The organism is Paenibacillus elgii NBRC 100335 (assembly GCF_004000865.1).
Lineage (GTDB): Bacteria > Bacillota > Bacilli > Paenibacillales > NBRC-103111 > Paenibacillus_G > Paenibacillus_G elgii.
Window position 1 is genome coordinate 17,937 of the sequence record NZ_BIMB01000010.1, and the last position, 19,452, is coordinate 37,388.

17 protein-coding genes are annotated in these 19,452 nt (G+C 52.9%); 7 read left to right on the plus strand and 10 right to left on the minus strand.

Annotated elements, in window-relative coordinates; all coding sequences use genetic code 11:
• Window positions 1-14 precede the first annotated feature (14 nt).
• The 9 genes from PEL01S_RS34815 to PEL01S_RS09910 all read right to left on the minus strand — a co-directional run bounded on the left by PEL01S_RS34815 (window position 15) and on the right by PEL01S_RS09910 (window position 8,862).
• Window positions 15-779 (minus strand): DUF2705 family protein, encoded by a 765-nt coding sequence (locus PEL01S_RS34815; protein WP_063178846.1) that lies wholly within the window; start codon window positions 777-779, stop codon window positions 15-17.
• A 17-nt stretch (window positions 780-796) separates the two neighbouring features.
• Window positions 797-1,588: an ABC transporter permease gene (locus PEL01S_RS09875; RefSeq protein ID WP_063915620.1), complete on the minus strand. Its 792-nt coding sequence runs from the start codon at window positions 1,586-1,588 to the stop codon at window positions 797-799.
• Window positions 1,585-2,313 carry an ABC transporter ATP-binding protein gene (locus PEL01S_RS09880; RefSeq protein ID WP_063178848.1) on the minus strand — a complete coding sequence of 243 codons (729 nt, stop codon included), beginning with the start codon at window positions 2,311-2,313 and terminating at the stop codon, window positions 1,585-1,587. The genes PEL01S_RS09875 and PEL01S_RS09880 overlap by 4 nt, the downstream gene beginning before the upstream one ends.
• Before the next feature lie 201 nt (window positions 2,314-2,514).
• A complete protein-coding gene (galU, locus tag PEL01S_RS09885; RefSeq protein ID WP_063178851.1) occupies window positions 2,515-3,417 on the minus strand; it encodes a UTP--glucose-1-phosphate uridylyltransferase GalU in 903 nt (300 codons plus the stop codon).
• Window positions 3,414-3,833 (minus strand): GtrA family protein, encoded by a 420-nt coding sequence (locus tag PEL01S_RS09890; RefSeq protein WP_127460172.1) that lies wholly within the window; start codon window positions 3,831-3,833, stop codon window positions 3,414-3,416. The genes galU and PEL01S_RS09890 overlap by 4 nt, the downstream gene beginning before the upstream one ends.
• Window position 3,834: 1 nt before the next feature.
• On the minus strand, window positions 3,835-4,794 hold the full coding sequence (locus PEL01S_RS09895) for a glycosyltransferase family 2 protein (protein ID WP_127460173.1): 960 nt from the start codon (window positions 4,792-4,794) through the stop codon (window positions 3,835-3,837).
• 17 nt (window positions 4,795-4,811) lie between these two features.
• Window positions 4,812-6,854 (minus strand): ArnT family glycosyltransferase, encoded by a 2,043-nt coding sequence (locus PEL01S_RS09900; RefSeq protein ID WP_127460174.1) that lies wholly within the window; start codon window positions 6,852-6,854, stop codon window positions 4,812-4,814.
• Between the two features lie 299 nt (window positions 6,855-7,153).
• Window positions 7,154-8,158 (minus strand): sensor histidine kinase, encoded by a 1,005-nt coding sequence (locus PEL01S_RS09905; RefSeq protein ID WP_127460175.1) that lies wholly within the window; start codon window positions 8,156-8,158, stop codon window positions 7,154-7,156.
• Window positions 8,155-8,862: a response regulator transcription factor gene (locus PEL01S_RS09910; RefSeq protein WP_127460176.1), complete on the minus strand. Its 708-nt coding sequence runs from the start codon at window positions 8,860-8,862 to the stop codon at window positions 8,155-8,157. Before PEL01S_RS09910 ends, PEL01S_RS09905 begins: the two co-directional genes overlap by 4 nt.
• A gap of 182 nt (window positions 8,863-9,044) precedes the next feature.
• Between PEL01S_RS09910 and PEL01S_RS09915 the strand changes: the two genes are divergently transcribed.
• From PEL01S_RS09915 to PEL01S_RS09925, 3 genes are read left to right on the plus strand one after another with little or no spacing between them, the layout of a single operon-like run.
• Window positions 9,045-9,581 (plus strand): sigma-70 family RNA polymerase sigma factor, encoded by a 537-nt coding sequence (locus tag PEL01S_RS09915; RefSeq protein ID WP_127460177.1) that lies wholly within the window; start codon window positions 9,045-9,047, stop codon window positions 9,579-9,581.
• The gene (locus PEL01S_RS09920) at window positions 9,578-11,965 is read left to right on the plus strand and encodes a DUF4179 domain-containing protein (protein WP_127460178.1); all 2,388 of its coding nucleotides are present in this window, start codon (window positions 9,578-9,580) and stop codon (window positions 11,963-11,965) included. Before PEL01S_RS09915 ends, PEL01S_RS09920 begins: the two co-directional genes overlap by 4 nt.
• Window positions 11,966-11,990: 25 nt before the next feature.
• Entirely contained in the window at window positions 11,991-13,031 is a 1,041-nt protein-coding gene (locus tag PEL01S_RS09925; protein WP_127460179.1) for a hypothetical protein, read from the plus strand.
• Between the two features lie 75 nt (window positions 13,032-13,106).
• Here PEL01S_RS09925 and PEL01S_RS09930 read toward each other — a convergent pair whose 3' ends face one another.
• Complete coding sequence (locus tag PEL01S_RS09930) at window positions 13,107-13,586, minus strand: Lrp/AsnC family transcriptional regulator (protein ID WP_127460180.1); 480 nt, start codon at window positions 13,584-13,586, stop codon at window positions 13,107-13,109.
• Between the two features lie 242 nt (window positions 13,587-13,828).
• Between PEL01S_RS09930 and PEL01S_RS09935 the strand changes: the two genes are divergently transcribed.
• From PEL01S_RS09935 to PEL01S_RS09950, 4 genes are all read left to right on the plus strand, one after another.
• Complete coding sequence (locus PEL01S_RS09935; protein WP_127460181.1) at window positions 13,829-14,758, plus strand: DMT family transporter; 930 nt, start codon at window positions 13,829-13,831, stop codon at window positions 14,756-14,758.
• A gap of 51 nt (window positions 14,759-14,809) precedes the next feature.
• Window positions 14,810-15,523: an aspartate/glutamate racemase family protein gene (locus tag PEL01S_RS09940; protein ID WP_127460182.1), complete on the plus strand. Its 714-nt coding sequence runs from the start codon at window positions 14,810-14,812 to the stop codon at window positions 15,521-15,523.
• A 478-nt stretch (window positions 15,524-16,001) separates the two neighbouring features.
• Complete coding sequence (locus PEL01S_RS09945; protein WP_063178872.1) at window positions 16,002-17,168, plus strand: ROK family transcriptional regulator; 1,167 nt, start codon at window positions 16,002-16,004, stop codon at window positions 17,166-17,168.
• A gap of 228 nt (window positions 17,169-17,396) precedes the next feature.
• Window positions 17,397-19,328, plus strand: a complete 1,932-nt coding sequence (locus PEL01S_RS09950; RefSeq protein ID WP_127460183.1) for a heavy metal translocating P-type ATPase — start codon at window positions 17,397-17,399, stop codon at window positions 19,326-19,328.
• Window positions 19,329-19,452: the final 124 nt, after the last annotated feature.

The following is a 19,452-nucleotide window of genomic DNA, read 5'->3' on the forward strand; positions in this document are numbered from 1 at the left end:
CGATCCCCTTGGCTTTAAACGATTTTTCTCTGCCATCGCAGTAGGCTGACTGCCGCAAAAGCAGCCATCGACCCGAGCAAGTAAAACCAAAATTTCGGCGAACCGTCCGGACTGAGAGCCCTAACGATTGGGTAAAACGGGTCGAAATAAATCGAGAGCTCATTGACCGCGTAGATCATGGCTATCGAACCGACGAAGAGAACGATAAAGGCGACCAGCGGCCTGGGCACGAACTGGCATACCATGCTGCACATCAGAAGCTTCGCCAGACAGACGAGCGCAAACAGCAAGTAAAACGCCACGGTGTACCACAAGGCCTCTGCCGAGCCCACGGGCTCCGTTGCCCCGTATTTTACGAGAGTTTCGCTATGCGGAAAGAACAGGCGGGCGCAAACGATCGAGATGAAGCAGGTGGCTCCGACAAAAATCAGAACCGTCGCAGCCAGCGCCAGCAGCTTTGCAAGCCAGAGCTGAAAGCGGCTGTAGGCCCGCAGCATGTAGAGCCGGTACGCTCCCGAAAAAGTCTCGCCGCCCAAATGGTCCACGAACAGGATCGGGAAAATCGCCAGAACGAGTAGCAAAGAGATCCCTTCCATCGCGAACCAAGGCGTATTTAAGTCATGCAGCAGCTCGCGCCCTCCGAAGCGGTAATCGCCCCATCCGCTGCTGTACAGCATACTCGTATTGAAGATCCATAGCAGCCAATAAATACCGCCCAGAACGAGCATCTGTTTTCGTTTCCAGATTCGTTCCATTTCGCTAAGCCATAATCCGAACATGCGATATCCTCCTTAGTTTAATACATATAATCCTCTGCGACAAAGCGGCGATAAGCGATGGCGCTGCATATCACCGCATGCAATAGCAATAGGGTGGGAATGGCCCAAATTACGGATGCGTTCCCGGATAATGCTTCGTTTAATCCGGTATGCTGCATGTAGGGAATCCATACATAAGCGAGCAGGTCGCGCACATAGGGCCAAGCCGCAAACAACGAAGCGACTTTCAAATACAGGCCGTCAAACAAGAGCGATACCAAAATATACGTCATGCATACACCCAGGGCAATCGTCACATTCCTGCTGTACATCGCGATAAAAGAGAAGAGGCAGCTAATTCCGGCCAGAGTGGCGTAGGCGAGCAGATAGTACACAGCCGCGTTGCCGATCAAGGGCCAGAACCGGCCGGCTTCCTCTTGCGGAAAGCGAAGCATGCCGACCGCCGCCAAGGAGATTCCCAAAACGAGCAGCAAAAGCAGGATGGAGGCTTGGAGGACGAACAGCTTGCTAAAAAAGATTTGCCCTCTGGAAAACCGGCGTAAAAATAGAAGGCGCAGCTGTCCGCTTCGAAACGGCTCCGTATAGACGGCAGCCACAAGCGCTGCGACGGCAATATTGCACGGCAAAAACAGCATTTCGCGAAGCCCTTGAAACAGAAATAAAACGGATGATATGCTGCTGCCTAACGAGCTTATCCATAAAAAATAGCTTCCTTGCAAATAGGCAAGGAAGGGGGCGGCGAGGACGACTAACCAAAGCCATCTTTGGCTCCACAATCGGGTAAATTCGCTGTAGATCAATGGCCTCATGAATGCATCAGCTCCATAAAGGCGTCCTCCAGCCGCTGCCCGTTCGCGACCAATTGCTCGGTCGGTCCCTTCCAAAGGATGGAGCCTTCCCGAATGATAATAAGCTCGTCGCACATTTGCTGGAGCTCGTCAAGCAGATGGCTGGATATGAAAAATGCGTAATTGCCCGAATCGCGCAAGCGGACGATAAGGTCGCGCAGCTCCCGCATGCCCATAGGGTCAAGACCGTTGGATGGCTCGTCGAGCAGCAACAGCTCCGGGCTTCCGAGCAAGGATTGGGCGATCCCGAGGCGCTGCTTCATCCCGAGCGAGTAGGCTTTTACCCGGTCGTTCCCCCGGCCTGCGAGCCCTACCGTGTGCAATAGCCGCTCGATATGCGCTTCTCTTTCGGAAGAGGTTATATCCGGATGCAGACGCGATAAATTGCGAAGCACTTGTCTGCCCGTCATATATTCGAAAAAGACCGGGGATTCGATAATCGCGCCGACTTTGGACAAGGCCTGCACGCGCCGCGTCTGGACATCGAACGAATCGATGCGGATGTGACCGGTTGTCGGCCGGATGAGACCTGTCATCATGCGCATCATCGTCGTTTTTCCGGCTCCGTTCGGTCCGATAAACCCGTATATTTTTCCTTTTTCGAGCGTAAAGGAGCATTCAGTGATCACGTTGCGCTGGCCGATGTTTTTGGTGATTCGATCCACTTCTAGAATAGGGCTGCCCATCGTCGGTTCCTCCTGACATGTTCTTGTGCCTCCCTAATGTACAAGAGAAGGAGCCGTTCCGCTATGGATTTAGCTTAACCGGAGCTTACATTTCATCTAAGGTTATGTTCGGTTCGAACGCAAACAAGCCATCCGCGTAAAAAACACGGATGGCAGGAGCGACACACTTTAGATGGCTATTCAATTCAAGACCGGCGTCATTCAGACGGCGGCTCTGCTCTTATTTTTATTGCCAAGCTCGCTTTGCATAAGCTGACTCAAATAAGCCAGGAGTTGCGGGCGCAGTTCCTCTCTCTGCAGTCCAATCTCCATCATCGCCCGGATATACCCGAATTTGTCTCCGATGTCGTAGCGCGTCCCTTGCAGTTCCAGCGCAAGCAGGCCTTCCTGGCGGCACGCCAGTTGCAGTGCGTCCGTGAGCTGAAACTCGTTCCCCGTTCCTCTCGTGATCGTTCGCAGAAAGGAAAAAATCGAGGGCTTCAGTACATACCTTCCCATAATTGCCAATTGGGACGGAGCCGACTCCGGAGCAGGCTTTTCCACAAGATTGCCCACCTTGAAAACTCCGTTTTGCTGCTCCACTGGCGCAACGATCCCGTATTTGTTGACCTCCTCCCGAGGAACCGGCTTGACGCCAACGACCTGCTGGTCGCAAACGTCAAATACATGCATCAACTGCTTTATCGCCGGAGGGTCGGACACCATGATGTCGTCGCCAAGCAGCACGGCAAACGGTTCCTCCCCGACAAACGGTTCCGCGCACAGAACGGCATGTCCCAGCCCGAGCGGCTCCTTTTGGCGAACAAAGTGAATATTCGCGAGCCCGCTGATCTTTTGAACCTGATTCAGCAGCTCCCATTTTCCTTTTTCCTCCAGCGATTGTTCCAGCTCGAACGACTTGTCAAAATGATCCTCAATGGACGTTTTGTTTCGTCCCGTGACGATGAGAATGCTCTCCATGCCGGCATGAACGGCCTCCTCGACAATATACTGGATCGCCGGTTTATCGACGACCGGCAGCATTTCCTTGGGCTGCGCCTTCGTCGCCGGCAAAATCCGGGTACCCAAACCGGCTGCGGGAATTACGGCTTTTTTGACTTTCATGCGGACTCACTCCTTTGGATCAGATTCGCCGGTCCCGATGCGGCAAACACCCAGAATCGGCTCCCTAAATAATTGACGATCATTCCTGCGCCCATCGCGCCTAATTTGCTGACCGGCATCGGCAGCTGTCTATACTCGTGCAGCCAGATCAGCAAAGCCGTGCTCATGGAAAAAATCAACAGGTTGAGCGCGCAAAATTTCATCCATTCCGCCGGCCGGGACTTTCCTTTTTGGCCGAAGGTCCATGTCCGGTTCATGAAGTAGCTATTCAGCAGCCCGCAGACGAAAGCGGCGCCCTGCGCGGCCAGGTAGGGCACGCTGCTCAACGTAAGCACGGTAAATACCGTCAGATCGATTCCCGTATTGATCGCGCCGGTCACACAAAACCTTACGATTGAAACCCACTTCCTGCTCATATCAACCAATGCCCTTCAGTTTTTTTGCTTTTTTTTCCAAGCCATAACATTCCCGCACGATATATAGCGGACGATCTCTGGCTTCGTCGTAAATGCGTCCGATATATTCGCCAAGCATCCCGAACATGACGAGCATAAAACCGGTCAAAAACAGCTGCAAAATCGCAAGCAAATGCCACCCGGCGATCGCCTTGCCGTCGAATAATTTGAAGTAAAGCACAACGGCCAAGTAGAGCAGGCTGGAGAGCGACAGAAGCCCTCCCGCATAGCCTGCCAATTTCAACGGTTTAAAGGAAAACGAAGTCAGGCCGTCCATGGAAAGCTTGATCATCTTTTGGAGCGAATATTTCGTTTCTCCCGCCAGACGCTCGTCGCGGACATATTCGACGGCCGTTTGCCGAAAACCGACCCAACTCACCAATCCGCGGACAAACCGGCTCTTCTCCGGGAGCCGCTTCATTTCGTCACATACTTTCCGGTCGATGAGGCGGAAATCCCCTGTGTCCAGCGGAATCGAAATATCCGTGGCCGCCCGCAGTACGCGATAGAACAGGCGCGCCGTTTGCTTTTTGAAGAAGGTTTCGCCTTTCCGTTCCAGCCGCTTCGCATACACGACATCATAGCCTTCCTGCCACTTGGCGATCATTTCCAGAATCAGCTCGGGCGGGTCCTGGAGATCGGCATCGATGACGATGATCGCTTCCCCGGACGCGTAGTCCATGCCGGCCGTGATCGCGATCTGATGGCCGAAATTTCGCGAGAAATTAATGAGCTTTACCGTCTCGTCCCAAGCGCTGATTTCCTTGATGATCGCTCCGCTGCGATCCCGGCTGCCGTCATTCACAAACAAAAGCTCATAAGACTCGCTTGTATGGCTCATGACCTGCTTGAGCCGCCGGTATGTTTCGTGCAGAACGGCTTCCTCGTTGTATATGGGAATAATAACGGAATAAGTAATCATCTCCAGTTCCTCCTAGTCTAGGATTGGATTTCATAAAGCGCCATCGCGCCGCCCGGACCTTTGCCCATCGGCGATTCTGCGGCCTCGTTTGTGCCGGACTGCCACTGTTCTTTCGCAATTTCCTTGCCGTGCTCCCGAATCCAGCTCATGACCTCGGTGCTTCCACCCATGCCGCCTCCGAAGCCGAAGCCGAAGCCGGAACCGGACGGAATCAAGAAATATTTCACTTCTTTGTCGTCGACCAGCTTTTGCAGTTTGCTGACGGTCAGAATCGGGTCCGAGCCTGAGAAACCGCCCATGGCCATAACCGCCTTACCGGTCTGGATAATATAGGGCGCGGCGGAAGTTGCGCTTGTGGTGGCAAACAAGTATTTTTCTCCCGTATTGTTCTTCGTCACGTAGTCCAGCAGCTTGGCGTCGGTTCTGCTTTCCGTCATGCCCATACGCGGCATACCGTGTTCACTCCCCGAACGGTTCAGCTGCGGCCCCGCTTCAGGCAGTGTACTGTTGCCGCCATACAGGAGTGGCGTGGCCGCCCAATACAGCGGCGCGGCCAGCAGAACGAGGATGCCGGCTACAGCCGCGATCGAGGCGAGCTTTTCTCTCATCCCGTACAGGAATAACAGAAGCGATGCCACCGCGCCCGCCGCTCCGATGCCGGCCAGCCAGCCTATACCGATTTGCGAACTATAAGGCTGCAGCACGACGAGCTCAAATGCGGTCGTCGCCAAGAGACCTGCGGGTAAAAGCCAGCGTTTCCATCCTTCCCGGCGGCGATAGAACTGCCAAAGCGCCACCCAGCCGCTTCCGGACAGCGCCGCAATCGGCGCGGCCAGCATAATGAGATAATATTGATGGAAAAAGCCCGCTACGCTGAAAAATGCCATTGCCGGAAGCAGCCAGGACAGCCAAAACAACGTTTCCTGTTCCCGTTCTGTCAGCCGCTTCCGTCTGCGAATACCTGCGAGCAAGCCGACGGTGCCGAACGCTGCAAAAGGCAGCAGCCAGCTGATCTGACCCGAAAGCTCGGTTTGGAAGAGTCGCAGCGGACCCGGCTGTCCGGTATTAAACATGCCGCCGGACTTTTGGCCAAAAGGCCCTTCTCCATTCATCCCCGGGGGCCGCTGCGGATTGCCGTCCCCTCCGGGCATAAATCCGGGGCCTGGGCCCGCCGAACCGCTTTGCGCCGCGGACCTGCCGTCGGACATATGCCGATCCTGCATCGGCCCCCCGCCTTGGAATGGCTCTCTGGCTCGGGCATCCTGGCCCCGGTTGCCGGTCAATCGGGATACTCCGTTATACCCGAGAGCCAGCTCGATTACCGAATTCGTCTGGCTGCTTCCGATGTAAGGGCGGCTGTCGGGAGAAACGGTATCGACAATGAGCGCCCAAGAAAGCGAGAGCATAACCATAACGGCGGTAGCGCCGGCCAGGACGGTCAGCTTCTTTTTCCATTCTGCCTTGTAGGCGAGAAGATAAAGCGCGACAAATGCAGGGACGACCATGTAGGCCTGAAGCATTTTCTCGTTAAAGCCTATCCCGATGACGCCAAATGCCCCTACCGCCCAAAACCAGCTTTCCCGGCGAACGGCCCGGAACAGCATCCAGGTGCCGAGCAGAAGCGTAAATACCAAGAGGCTGTCGACATTGTTGGTCCGGCTTACCGCGGCGGCAATCGGCGTACAAGCGAAGATCAGACTCGCCAAGCGCGCAGCCGAACGGCCGAACGAAGGCTTCACCAGTGCATACACCAGCAGCACGGAACCGATCCCCGCCAAAGCTTGCGGCAAAATCACGCTCCAGCCGTGCAGCCCGAAGAGATAAGCGCTGACGGTTTGAATCCAGAACGTCACAGGCGGTTTGTCGACCGTAACGTAGCCAGCCGGATCGAAGGAAGCGTAAAAGAAGGTATGGAAGCTTTGCAGCATGCTCGCGACAGCCGAAGTATAGTAGGCGTTCGCATACTGGTCTTTCCAAATGTTGAACAGATTCAAAAAAGCGGATATCAAGGCAATACCGATAAGAGCCGGATCGATACGTCGTATAGGATGTTGTCTCATGGATCATTTACTCACTCCTGCCTTCATTGATTTCTTAGTTCAAATCTTAAGGTTCGAATCTTAAAGGAACATGAGCGGCAACTAAGCTTTACTTGAGGATTCGCTGAATATTTGCTGAAAATGGGGGCTTATGAAGCTTCGTCTGGAAAAAGAGGAGGATATTGGATGGTTTTTTGAGGGCTAAACAAAAAGAGTCCCCGCCAGTTCACACAAGTGAAGAAGGGGAGACTCTTTACTGCCTATGAATGCTTCAAACTCCGGGGGCTTCTGTTATCGGCTCGATTCGCCATATTTCGCTTTCACTCCGAATCTTTTTCGGTCCTTGGCCGCGTCTCGAATCGGAGCCGCACAACCGTACCTGCCTCGGGCTCCGATTCCAATTCCACCCGATGTCCGAGCCGTCGGCACACCTCCCGGACAAGGTACAAGCCCATTCCCGTGGACTCGTGATGCCGCCGTCCGCGTTCGCCCGTAAAATACGGATTGAACACGCGGTTCAAATCTTCCTTGACAATCCCGATGCCTTCATCGCAAATTTCCAGGATCGTCGACGCTTCGCGCTCATATGCGTGCACGAAGACGCTTTTGCCGATGCCATCTGTATAATTGGCCGCATTGATGAGAAGCTGTCCCACCATGAACTGCAGCCATTTGGGGTCGCTGTAAACCGCCAGACTCTCATCCACTTGGATGCTCGGCGTAATTCCCTTGCGAATGAACAGCCGGCGATTTTCCGCCAAGGCTTGGTTGACAACTTGCCGCAGCGGCGTCCGTTCGACTATAAAATCGTGCTCGAAACGTTCAAGCCTGGACGTGTAGATGACCATCTCCAGCCCTTTTCTAAGCCGTTCCAGCTCTTCCATGATGCTGTCTGCGGCCGCGCCATCAAGCTCCTGCGCCGTAAGCTGGATGACGGATAACGGCGTCTTCATCTGGTGCACCCAGCGGTGGATGAAGACGACATGCTGCTCCATGCCGCTGCGGTGGTGATGCAACTGCTCCTGGTAATACCGGTCGTAGCGGGCAAGAAGCTCGCCGACAGCTTCGGGGAGCGGCGCTTCTCCCATCGGCACGAGTCCCTCGCCTCGTACGGAGGGGTGACTGAGCTGTCGGTACAGCTCCCGATGGCTAACATATCGGTAACTCAAGTAGACCGTCAGCACCGCGGCGCTGAGCAGTATCCCGTAAAGCACGATCGCCAAAGGCCGCCCTTCGCCCGTAAGCCAATACAGCAGGGGTACCAGCAGCATCTGAGCAAAATAGAACAGCAGCAGCGGAACGTGTTCCTTCCAAAACAGCCTCATCCCGCGCCTCCGATCGCGGAGCCCAGACGGTATCCCGCCCCTCTGACCGTTTCCACCGCTTGATCCGCGCCCAACTCCTTCAGCTTTTTACGCACCCGTGTGATGTAGACGTTTAACGTGTTGTCATCGATAAAATGATGCTCCTCCCACATCAGATCGAGCAGCCGGTCTCTGCTGACGACGCGTCCCGCTTTGTTCATGAGCGCTTCTAGCAAAACCGCTTCTTTCTGCGTCAGCTCGGCTGCGGCCTCTCCGCGCATCACAACGAATCGCTCCGGGTATAACACGAGCCCTAGTGCCTCGAGCTTCCTTTCTCCTTGTCCCGCGGAATAAGAACCGTAGGCTCTTCTTAAGTGGCTGCGGATTTTGGCCATGACCACTTCATAATGAAAAGGCTTCGTAATATAGTCGTCCGCTCCGTTGTCCAGCGCCATGACTTGATCCATTTGGCTTTCCCGGGCGGAAATGAACAGAATGGGGCAGAGCGAGTGCGCGCGAATAAGGCGGCACCAATAATAGCCGTCGTATTTGGGAAGGTTGACGTCGAGCAGCACCAGATCGGCGCCGGATGAACGGAAGCTTGCCAGAACGTCGTCGAAGTTGTCGATTTCCTTGGCTTCGAAGCCGTATTTCGTGATGTAAGAGCGAAGCAGGCCGGACAGCTTGGCGTCGTCTTCGACAATCAGAATCGTGTACGTGTTCATCGACCTCTTTTCGGTGCCTTTTTCTCCATAAATTGGGTAAGACCAACCTATCATGTCCCATGGGGACAAGTCAACGAACCGCCTAAAACAAAGAGCGCAAAAAATATTTTCACCTATCGAAAGCCAAATGCATCTGCCGATGGTCTAATAGTATGAGAAGGCAAGGAGCCGGGGGTGACCGCATGGATATAGAAAAGCTAGTCAAGAAGGCGCAAAAGGGCAACGACAAAGCGTATTTGCAGTTGTTCCAGCACTTCGAAGAGACGATTTACCGGACGGCGTACGTCCACGTCGGCAATAAGGAGGACGCGCTGGACGTTGTGCAAGAAACCGCCTATCTTTCGTTCAAGTCGATCCAAAGCTTGAGAGAGCCGCAATATTTTAAAACATGGCTGATCAAAATTGCGATGAACTGTTCTATGAACGTGCTGCGGCAGCGGAACAAGATCATTCCGTTCGAATCGGAAGATGCGGAGCAATTGAGCGGGGGCCGGGACGACGGCGGCGGCGAGGAGATTGCCCTTTCGGTGACGCTGAACGATTTGATCGAGAAGCTCGATACGAACGAGAAAAGCGTCATTATGCTGAAATATTATCAGGATTATACGATTCAATCGATTGCCGAGCTGTTGAATCTGCCGCTTGGCTCGACCAAAACGATCTTGTACCGAGGCTTGAACAAGCTCCGGCAACGTTTAACGAGAGGTGAGATTTCATGACCAACAAAGTGACGGAAGAAATCGAATCCATCGAAATTCCCCGGGAACTGCGCGAGCGGAGCAAGCTGGGGATCGAGCAGGCCCGGCGGGAGCTTGGACTTCGTAGTTGGCAAAGCAAGCTGGCCAAGACGGCGGTCATCGCTGCGGCAAGCGCCGGTTTGATTGTCGCTTTGGGGGCAGCTACGTCTCCGACCTTCGCCTCGTATGTCAAATCGTTGTTTACTTTCTATAACGTGGACGAGGGCTTGAAGAAAGCGGCGGACGAAGGCTTCGCCGAGCCGGTAAACCGCGAGGTGACGGATCAGGGCATTACGCTCAAGGTCAAGGAAGTGGTGAACGACGTCTTCCGCCTGTCGATTGTGTACGGACTGGAAAAGGACGGGAAGCCGCTGGATACGGACCTGTTGTTCGAGAACTTTACGCCGACCGATCCCGAGCAAGACCCGTACGTGAACGAATATACGTTTACGGATGAGAACGGGAAGGAGTTAAATCTACTTCAGCAGTGGAAACAAGTCGGGAACGACCTGATGCTTTACCTTTCGCTGGATGAAGTCGCGCCCGGGAAAGAAGTGAAGTCCTTGACCGACCTTCCGAACAAGCTTTTCGTCGATTTCAATGTCAATCAGATCGGAGAAACGGCGGGGAAATGGCATCTGAACGTGCCGATCGATCTGGCAAAGGCGAAGGCGTCGTCCGCGGTCATCCCACTGAACAAACGGTATGAGTCGCCGTTCGGATTCAGTCTCGACTTCCTTCAGCTCCGCCACGGACCGAGCAAGTCGGAGATGCTTGTTCAAGTTAATGAAACGCAGAAGTGGAAACGATCGTATCAAGCCGATCCTTCCTTCGGTTACCAGATTAAGGACGGGCAAGGCCGCGTGATGGCTGCGGAGGATTTTTTACCGTTGTATGACCTGGCCATCGGAAGCAAAAACACCCTTCCACAATTTGCAAACGGGCAGGGCAGCAGTGGGAAAATGCGCTTCTGGCATCCTTTCTTGCCTTTCAGCGATGCCAAAGACTTGAAGCTTGAATTAACGACGGTGTACACGGTGGAGCGGATGGCTAAGGATTTCTCCGTCTCGTTTGACCTGAAGGAAGTCATGAAGCAGCCGCTGACAAAGGAGACCGAGGGCAAAAAGCTGGCCTTTACGGCGCGTTTGAAAACGGAGGAAGCCCAGGAGCGCTTGTCCGACGGCCGTGAAGCGTTCAAGGGGCAAGGATGGGTCATTGAAGCCGACCAGCAGCTTGGCGCGGATACGCTTGATTTGAAGTGGGCGTTGCAAGACGGCCAAGGCCAGGAAATGACTCCCGGGCAACAAGTGACTTTGCTATCGCAGGACGAGAAGGGCAATTACCGCAACCGAACGCTGTTTTTCTTCCAGGACGTCGTTACCGTTCCCGATCGTGTGACGATGACCTACAACCGCTATACGAAGGCCAATCCGGTAAGCTGGAGCATTCCGCTCGAACCGTCGTCCGATCTGGCGCTATCGGAAGTCCCCAGGGCATTCGATATGACCGTAGAGGACTTGAACAAGCCCGAGATCGTAGCCAAAGCAGAGAAAGCCATGCGCGAGCTGGTTCCCGGCGAGCTTATCGAAATGTATGGGGTGACCGAGCTGAACGACCGGTGGTTCCTCCATTTGAAGGGGGAGGATGCCGGCATGGCCATCGTAGATAAAGCAACAGGCGAGCCGTTTATTCTTCGCCGCAATTATGCGTACGACAAGCTGGATGATGCGCTGCGGCATAAAGCGGAGCAGGCGATGCAGGAGCTGGACCCCGGACAGAACGGGTGGTTCGAACAAGGACAACGGCTCAACACGAAGGATCAGAACGAATGGATCATTCGCGGCGAGCGTGCCGAAGTCGTTATCGATGCGGTCACGGGGGCCGTGACGAAAGCTGCCTTAAAATATTCTCCCAAGGAGGTGAACGCGCAAATTAAAGCAGCCGCCGAGCAAGCGTACGCAGCGCTGTCGAACGGCAAGGAGATGCGGATAAGAAGCGTGGAGCGGGTAAAAACGCCGCTCAAAGACGTATGGGAGCTCGCTGGTCCGGGAAGCCGTTTCATTGCGGATATCGGAGCGGTAACCCATCAAGTGACGTCGGCCAGCCTAACCTATAAGGACGATGTATACGGCAACGAGGTAAAAGCCCGGACGCTCTTCGCGACCCCATACTATACGGCGGAGAAAGCTCTGGAAGCCGTCGGTCCGGAGGTGAAGAAGCTGTTCGGACTCGATCTGGAGGGTTATCGGGCGAACGTTCAATGGAACGAGTACACGTTTACGAAGCAAGGGGCGGCGACCGTCAAAGCGAAGATCAATGCCAAAGGCGAGTTTTGGGAATACCGAATGGAATCCGAGAAAAGCTAGAGCGATTAAAGAGGAGGATTTTTCTATGAAAACGACAAAAAAATTACTCGCACCGATGCTTGCTTTAAGCATCCTTTCCGCCACACCGGCAATCGCCGCAAATGTGGAGAAACCTTTCCACGATCCTGGACTTATCCAGATCGCAAAAGTGGACCAGCGCTATGTGACGGCAGCCCAAAAAGCCGTCGAGCAATACGGCAACGGCAAATCGTTCCAACTGGAAGAGGCGTTAAAGGACGAATATTTTGCAGATGATCATACGAAAAAAGTACACTGGATCATTCAGTCGAAAACCCGCGATGCGATTGTCACGGTCGACGCCGACTCGAACAAAGTGCTGACGGTTAGCGTGAAATTCGAGCTTGCCGAAATGACGGGGGAATATGCCAAATATTTGCCGATGGCGGAAGTGGCCGTTCGGCAATTGTACGGGAACGCGGATGTGAAGTTCGAGAAGGCTTCCTTTTTCAGGGATGAGACGCTGGGTACGAACGACTTCCATTTTTCCACGAACGACCACCAATTTGTAAGGGTGGATGCCGTGAAGAATGAAGCGACAGCCGCCTTCCTCCAATATAAGCTGGCGGATGTCGATCCGCAGGCCGTTTCGACGGCCGAGCAGGCGGTGGGGCTGCTGTCGAAGGCGGATGATCAGCCTTTCACCGATGCCGAGTTCCAGCGTGACGATGAAAGAGAAGTGTGGGAATTGAAGCGGCTTGTAACCGGAAATGACAAAGCGTTAGGCATGGATGAAGACGGAAAGCAGCGGGTGGCGTCTGCAACGATCGGCGCCAAGACGGGAAAAGTGTACCGGGTGGAATTTTTGAAGGCACTGGGCGACAAAACGAAAAAATCGTTGACCAAGGAACAAGCTACGGCTATCGTACAGGCCGCTGTTCAACAAATTTACGGAACCGATCTGACAGGCTACACGCTAACCGTAGATGACGATTGGGGAGACTATAAGTTCAGCAGCGAGGGCAAGGATACCATCGTAGCTAACTTTACGAGAGGCGGTCAGTTGTACAGATTGTCTTTGAATACGGAGTTTGGAAAGCAGAATTAGGCTTGTTGAAAGGTTAGAAAAGGAAAGGTTCCGGTCTCAGGCAATCATGGCTTGGGCCGGAGCCTTTTTGACATATTATTGGTCCACTATAGGCAAAACGGTAGAATATTTAATTTCTCTTAACGCCAGGCTCGTTTGAATTCGCGCGATGCCGAGCTTATTTAGCTTTCGGATAAAGCCCTCCAATTCCTTGCGGTCTTTGTTCGCTACCTTTAAAAGATAGTCGTACTCCCCCGTTAAACAATGACACTCCAATACTTCAGGCATGGAGCTTAATGCCTTCTCCAGCACTTCCAGTTGCTCAGCTTGATGAATATTCGTGCTCATAAAAACAAAGCATAATAAATCAAAGCCAAGCTTCTCCTGGTTTAAGATCGCGACTTGGCGTTCGATAAACCCTTCATTTTCCAACCGTTTCACCCTCGCATGCGTAGCCGGCGGAGACAAGTTTACCCGCCTTGCAAGCTCAGCATTGCTTAACTGCGCTTCTTTTTGCATCAGATCCAAAATTTGAATATCCACTTCGTCCAGGACTTTGCTTACAAAAGATTCCATGCAATTTTCTCTCCCTTTACAATATTCGGAAAACAGGATGGTTTCGATTTGGGAAACGAATATAATTCAATAAGACGGCATTTTTAACTTATATTATTTTGAATTATCTATATCTTACAAAATGATCTACAGTTCGATCAATAAAAATGATATGATCGTTAATGAATTCGAATGTAAATGTCATTGTGCACAATGGCTTCCATTTTTCGCTGTCACGGTGAAAAGGTAAAGGAGCTAATGACATGCCGAATAGGTACGTTTTGCTGTTGCTATTAACAAGCTTGCTGTGGGGAGGAAATTTTGTCGTCGGAAAATCTCTTGTGGGTCATGCCTCTCCGACGACGTTGACGAGCATCCGATGGATCATTGCCATGTTGTGTCTGTTCCCCATCGTCTGGTGGAAGGAAAAAACGATACTCCCCTCGCGGGCTGCCCTTCTTCCCTTGTTTTTCATGGGAATTACAGGCGTCGTTCTATTTAATCTTTTTCAATTTATGGCGTTGGAACGAACAACGGCGACAAATGTCGGATTAATTTCCGCATTGAATACGATTTCGATTTCCGTTTGTTCCTTTTTGTTTCTAAAAGAAAGAATCAACCTGCTGCAAATCCTTTCTATGCTTTTTTCGCTGGTTGGCGTCATTCTTGTTCTTTCCAAAGGAAATGTCGATCAGCTTCAGGATTTTCATTTTAATACGGGCGATTTATGGATGATGGGCTCTGTGTGCGTGTGGGGGATTTATTCCGTTTGCAGCAGATGGGCCATGAAGAACAACACCTCACCCATGAAGTCTACGCTTTACTCCGGGATATTCGGGCTTATCGTTCTTCTTCCGTTCAACTTCTCCGACTTCACCGTGTCCAATATCAACGGTTCGTTTATCCAATCGATTTTATATACAGGCGTGATCTCAACCGTAGTCTGTATCGTGTTATGGAATATCGGGGTCCAAAAGCTGGGCGCAACCACAGCGGGGATGTTTTTGAATTTCAATCCGGTATTCACGGTGATTTTAGCGTTTTTATTTTTAGGGGAACAAATGACATGGATCCAAGGGATCGGGGGCTGCGTGGTGATCATCGGATGCTATTTGTTCTCGGCCTTCAAGACAAAAGCGGTTACGGCAAGCAATCAACGGTACGATCTTGCTCATTGGCGAAGTAAGATTTAAGATGTTGAGGAGCCATGTAAACGATAACCATAGGTAGAGGTGCTTAATCTGATGAAAACCATAGGTCTTATTGGAGGCATGAGCTGGGAGTCGTCCTTGCTCTATTACCAAATCATCAATCAGCGCGTAAAAGAAAAGCTGGGCGGGCATCATTCGGCCAAAAGTCTCATGTATTCCGTCAATTTCCAAGAGATCAAGACGCTCCAGCACCAAGGGAAATGGGATGAAGCTACAAACCTCATGATCGATTCGGCGCGCAAACTGGAAGCGGCCGGTGCCGATGTCATCGTCATATGCACGAATACGATGCACAAGATGGCGCAAGAAGTGGCGGAATCGGTTTCGATCCCGCTGCTTCATATCGCAGATGCAACGGCGCAAGCAATCGTGAAGGATGGCATGAAGAAAGTCGCTTTGCTGGGGACTTCTTTCACGATGGAGCAAGATTTTTACAAAGGCCGACTGACGGAAAAGTTCGGGCTTGAAGTTATCGTGCCCAATGAAGCGGATAGAAAGATTGTACATGACGTCATCTATCAAGAGCTTTGTCTTGGAATCGTGAACGAAGCATCCAAGAAATCTTACTTAAGGATCATGGATAGTCTCAGCCAACAAGGAGCGGAAGCCATTATTCTTGGATGCACGGAAATCACGATGCTTGTATCGCAGGAGGATTGCCGTATCCCACTGTACGATACCACTAGAATCCATGCGGAATGTGCTGTCGACTTTGCATTAAGCGAGGACTTAGCCGTAACGCCGTAACCAATCGGTCCGGTTCCCTTATCGGGGATCCGGATCGTTTTTTTTATCTCAAAAAAAATTTCGTCGTTTTGAGACCAAATGCATCCGTTCATTGTCTAATAATTATGAGAAGGCAATGAAAAGGGGGCACACCGTGGATCGTACGGATGAATTAAGCTTAATGAAAAAGGTTAGAGCAGGAGATACGAAGGCGTTCCGGGAGCGGGTTCGTCCGTACGAGGTCTCAGTCTTAGGCATCGTTTCATCATCGCTTAGGGCTGGGGACTTTTGACATCTTCCATGATTTACAAACAAATATTGACAAATGAAAAATCCGTGCTATGATTCAATTATTAACACCGATGGATTAATTATAGAGGCCCAATGAATTTTAACCGCTTTCAGTTTGGCGGTCCACATTTTTATGTCTTGCAACGACTTGGTAGTTGAGCTTGTTAAGACTCTAATTAACATGGGTGGAATAAAGAGGTTTTGGCGTATGAAAAAAATTGTGAAGCACGATCAAGACGTCATCCGGCAGCACAACAAGCAGATGATCCTTGATATTATTAAGGAAAAACGGCCTATTTCGCGGGCGGAAATCACGAAGATTACCAAGCTCAGTCCGACCTCCGTCGGGCGCATTGTCGGCGAGCTGTGCGAGCAAGGGCTCGTGCGGGAAACGGAGCTTTCGTCCGGCGGCGTCGGGCGCAAGGCGATTATGCTCGATATCGATCCGCAGGCCGTCTTTTCGATCGGTGTCGATATTGGCAAGAAGATCGTACGCTTCGGCGTGATGGAGTTCAGCGGCAAGCTGCTGTACGAGCTTCCGGTCGGGCATACCGCTATCGAAACGGAAGCCGACCGCACGATCGATCTCATTGCCGACACGATCAACCGGCTGGTGAAGGAGCAGGGGCTGGACCGCTCGAAGCTGATCGGCATCGGCATCGGTGTGCCCGGCGTTATCGACCACGAGCGGGGTGTCGTTCAGTATTCGTCGACGCTGGGCTGGAGAAACGTGCCGCTCGCCGCCCAAATTAAGGAGCGGACGGGGATCGATACGGTGACCGACAACGACCTGAAGGTCAAAATATTGGCCGAGTACTTGTGCGGCTCCGCCCGGGGCTCCAAGAAGACGGCGCTGATCGAGCTTGGCACCGGCGTCGGCTCCTCGCTGATCATCGACGGGGAGATTTTTCGCGGCGGCTCCAACAGCGCCGGCGAGCTCGGACATACGACGCTCGATCCGAACGGTAATTTATGCGAATGCGGCAAGCGGGGCTGCCTGCAGACGTACATCGACGAATCGGCGATTCTGCACGAGGCGAACCGGATCGTCGAGATCGGCGATATCGGACAGCTGTTCGAAGCGGCCCGCAGTGACGAGAGTTGGGCGAAGGAGATTATTTCGCGGACCTCGCTGTATATCGGCATTGCGATCAACAATATCGTGTGCATGTATAATCCCGACGCCGTCATCCTGAGCGGTAACATGGTGGAAAATTACAGCGATATCGTCTCACTGATCGAGGAGCAGTGCGCACAGGTCGTCTGGGAGCCGTTCCGCGGCGGGTTCAAGATCCTCGCTTCCGATTTGAAGGAGCGATCCATCGTCATCGGCGCGGCCTCACTCGTGCTGAATAATTACGTAAATCAAAGCTGAGCGCCGCCTCTCGCAAAGGGAATGAGAGAAGACAAAATAACCCTTTACTTTCGAAGGGCGCAGCCTTATAATAATTATAAAATGTTGCCCCAGCACAAAAATGATGCGCCGATACAAAAATGAAAATCATTCTCACTTCCATGCTGTTCCCTTCTTAGGGAACAGCATGAGTCATTTTTAGGGGAATAAAAACGATAGTCATTCTCAATGAAAAAGGAGTTGCTGAACATGGTCCACTCGGCAGATACCGCTCAACCTATCGACAAACCGGAAGTAAAGATGAAGAAAGGCACGATCGCTTCCGTGCTGTCGCGTTACGGCGAAGCGATCGCCGCTTTGGCAAGCGGCGTCTTGATTGCGGCCGCCTGGGTCGCGGGACACTCGTCCCCGACCTTCTCGATATGGCTTTATTGCTTCGCTTTTCTGATTGGAGGATTCGTCAAGGCCAAGGAAGGATGGCTCACGCTTGTCCGCGAAAAGGATCTGGATGTCAACCTGCTCATGATCGTCGCGGCCATCGGCGCAGCCAGCATCGGTTACTGGACGGAAGGCGCCGTATTGATCTTTATTTTCTCGCTCAGCGGCGCCTTGGAGACGTTCACGATGGAGAAGAGCTCCAGAGACATCTCGTCCTTAATGGATCTGAAGCCGGAGACGGCCATCGTATGGGTAGAAGGGGCGGAAAAGCGGGTTCCCGTCGAACAGCTGCAGATTGGTGATCTGGTGCTGGTCAAACCGGGCGAGCGCCTGCCCGCCGACGGGATCGTCCAGGAAGGAAGCTCGGCCGTCAACCAGGCTTCGATTACCGGCGAAAGCATTCCGGTAGATAAAGCGGCGGGGGACGAAGTGTTCGCCGGCACCCTGAACGGCCAGGGCGCATTGTTCGTGCAAGTGACGAAATCCAGCGAGTCGACGCTGTTCTCGAAGATCATCCGGCTCGTTCAAGAAGCGCAAAGCGAAATGCCGAAATCCCAGCGGTTTATCGAACGCTTCGAACGCATTTATGCCAGAGCCATCATTTTGGCGACGCTGCTTCTCATCGCGTTCCCGCCGTTGTTGTTCGGCTGGAGCTGGAACGATACGCTTTACCGGGCGATGGTGTTTTTGGTCGTAGCCTCGCCGTGCGCGCTGGTGGCTTCCATTATGCCGGCGATGCTCTCTGCCATATCCAACAGCGCGAGAAAAGGGCTGCTGTTTAAAGGCGGCGCCCACTTGGAGCGCGTATCGCACATTCGCGCCATTGCGTTCGACAAAACCGGCACCTTGACGTACGGCAAACCGTCGGTGACGGATTTCCTGACTTACCAGGCTTGGAGCGAAGAGGAACTGCTGCGGATAGCGGCTTCCATCGAAAGCATATCCACGCATCCGATCGCGAAAGCCATTGTAGACAAGGCCGGAGAATTGTCGTTGGAGCTGGAGCGGCCTTCCGATTTTCAGGCGTTGGCCGGGTGGGGCGTTCAAGCCGGGTTAGCCGGGGAATTCTGGAAAATCGGAAAGCCGGGCTTCTTTGAAGAAAGCGGGATTGACGAGCAGATTCTCTCCGATGTCCGCAAGCTTGAGCAGGAAGGCAAAACCGTCGTTTTGATCCAAAATGCAGCCGGCATTGCCGGAATGATCGCTCTTCAGGACGCGATCAGGCCGCAAGCCAGGGAGATGATCGCCAAGCTGAAGGAACTGGGCGTGCAAGTCGTCATGCTGACGGGAGACCAACGGCTGACGGCCGAGGCGATTGCGAGAGAGGCCGGCATCGATCAGGTATATGCCGGGCTGCTTCCGGAAGACAAGTTGAACATCGTCAAAACCTTGAAAGAGAAGTACACGCACGTCGCTATGGTGGGAGACGGGATCAACGACGCTCCGGCCTTGGCCGCGGCATCCGTCGGTATCGCGATGGGGGCGGCAGGCAGCGATGCGGCGCTGGAAACGGCCGATTTGGTGCTGATGAACGACGATTTGGACAAAATCAAGGAAGCGATTGTGTTGGGAAGACGCACGACGCGGATCATCAAGCAGAACATTGCTTTTGCCGTTACGGTAATCGCCTTCCTGATCGCCGCCAATTTTTTCAAAGGAATTCCGCTGCCGCTTGGGGTCGTAGGCCATGAAGGAAGCACGATTCTGGTCATTTTGAACGGACTCCGGCTGCTTCGCTCCTAAGCTGCTGTATAATATACCGTTCCGGCTGCGGCCGGATTCGTCGCCCCCGCGAAAGCCGGGGGCTTTTTTCTTGCGTTCCGAGGGAATTCGCGCTTTCTTTCCGGCGGTCATAAAAAACCATTGT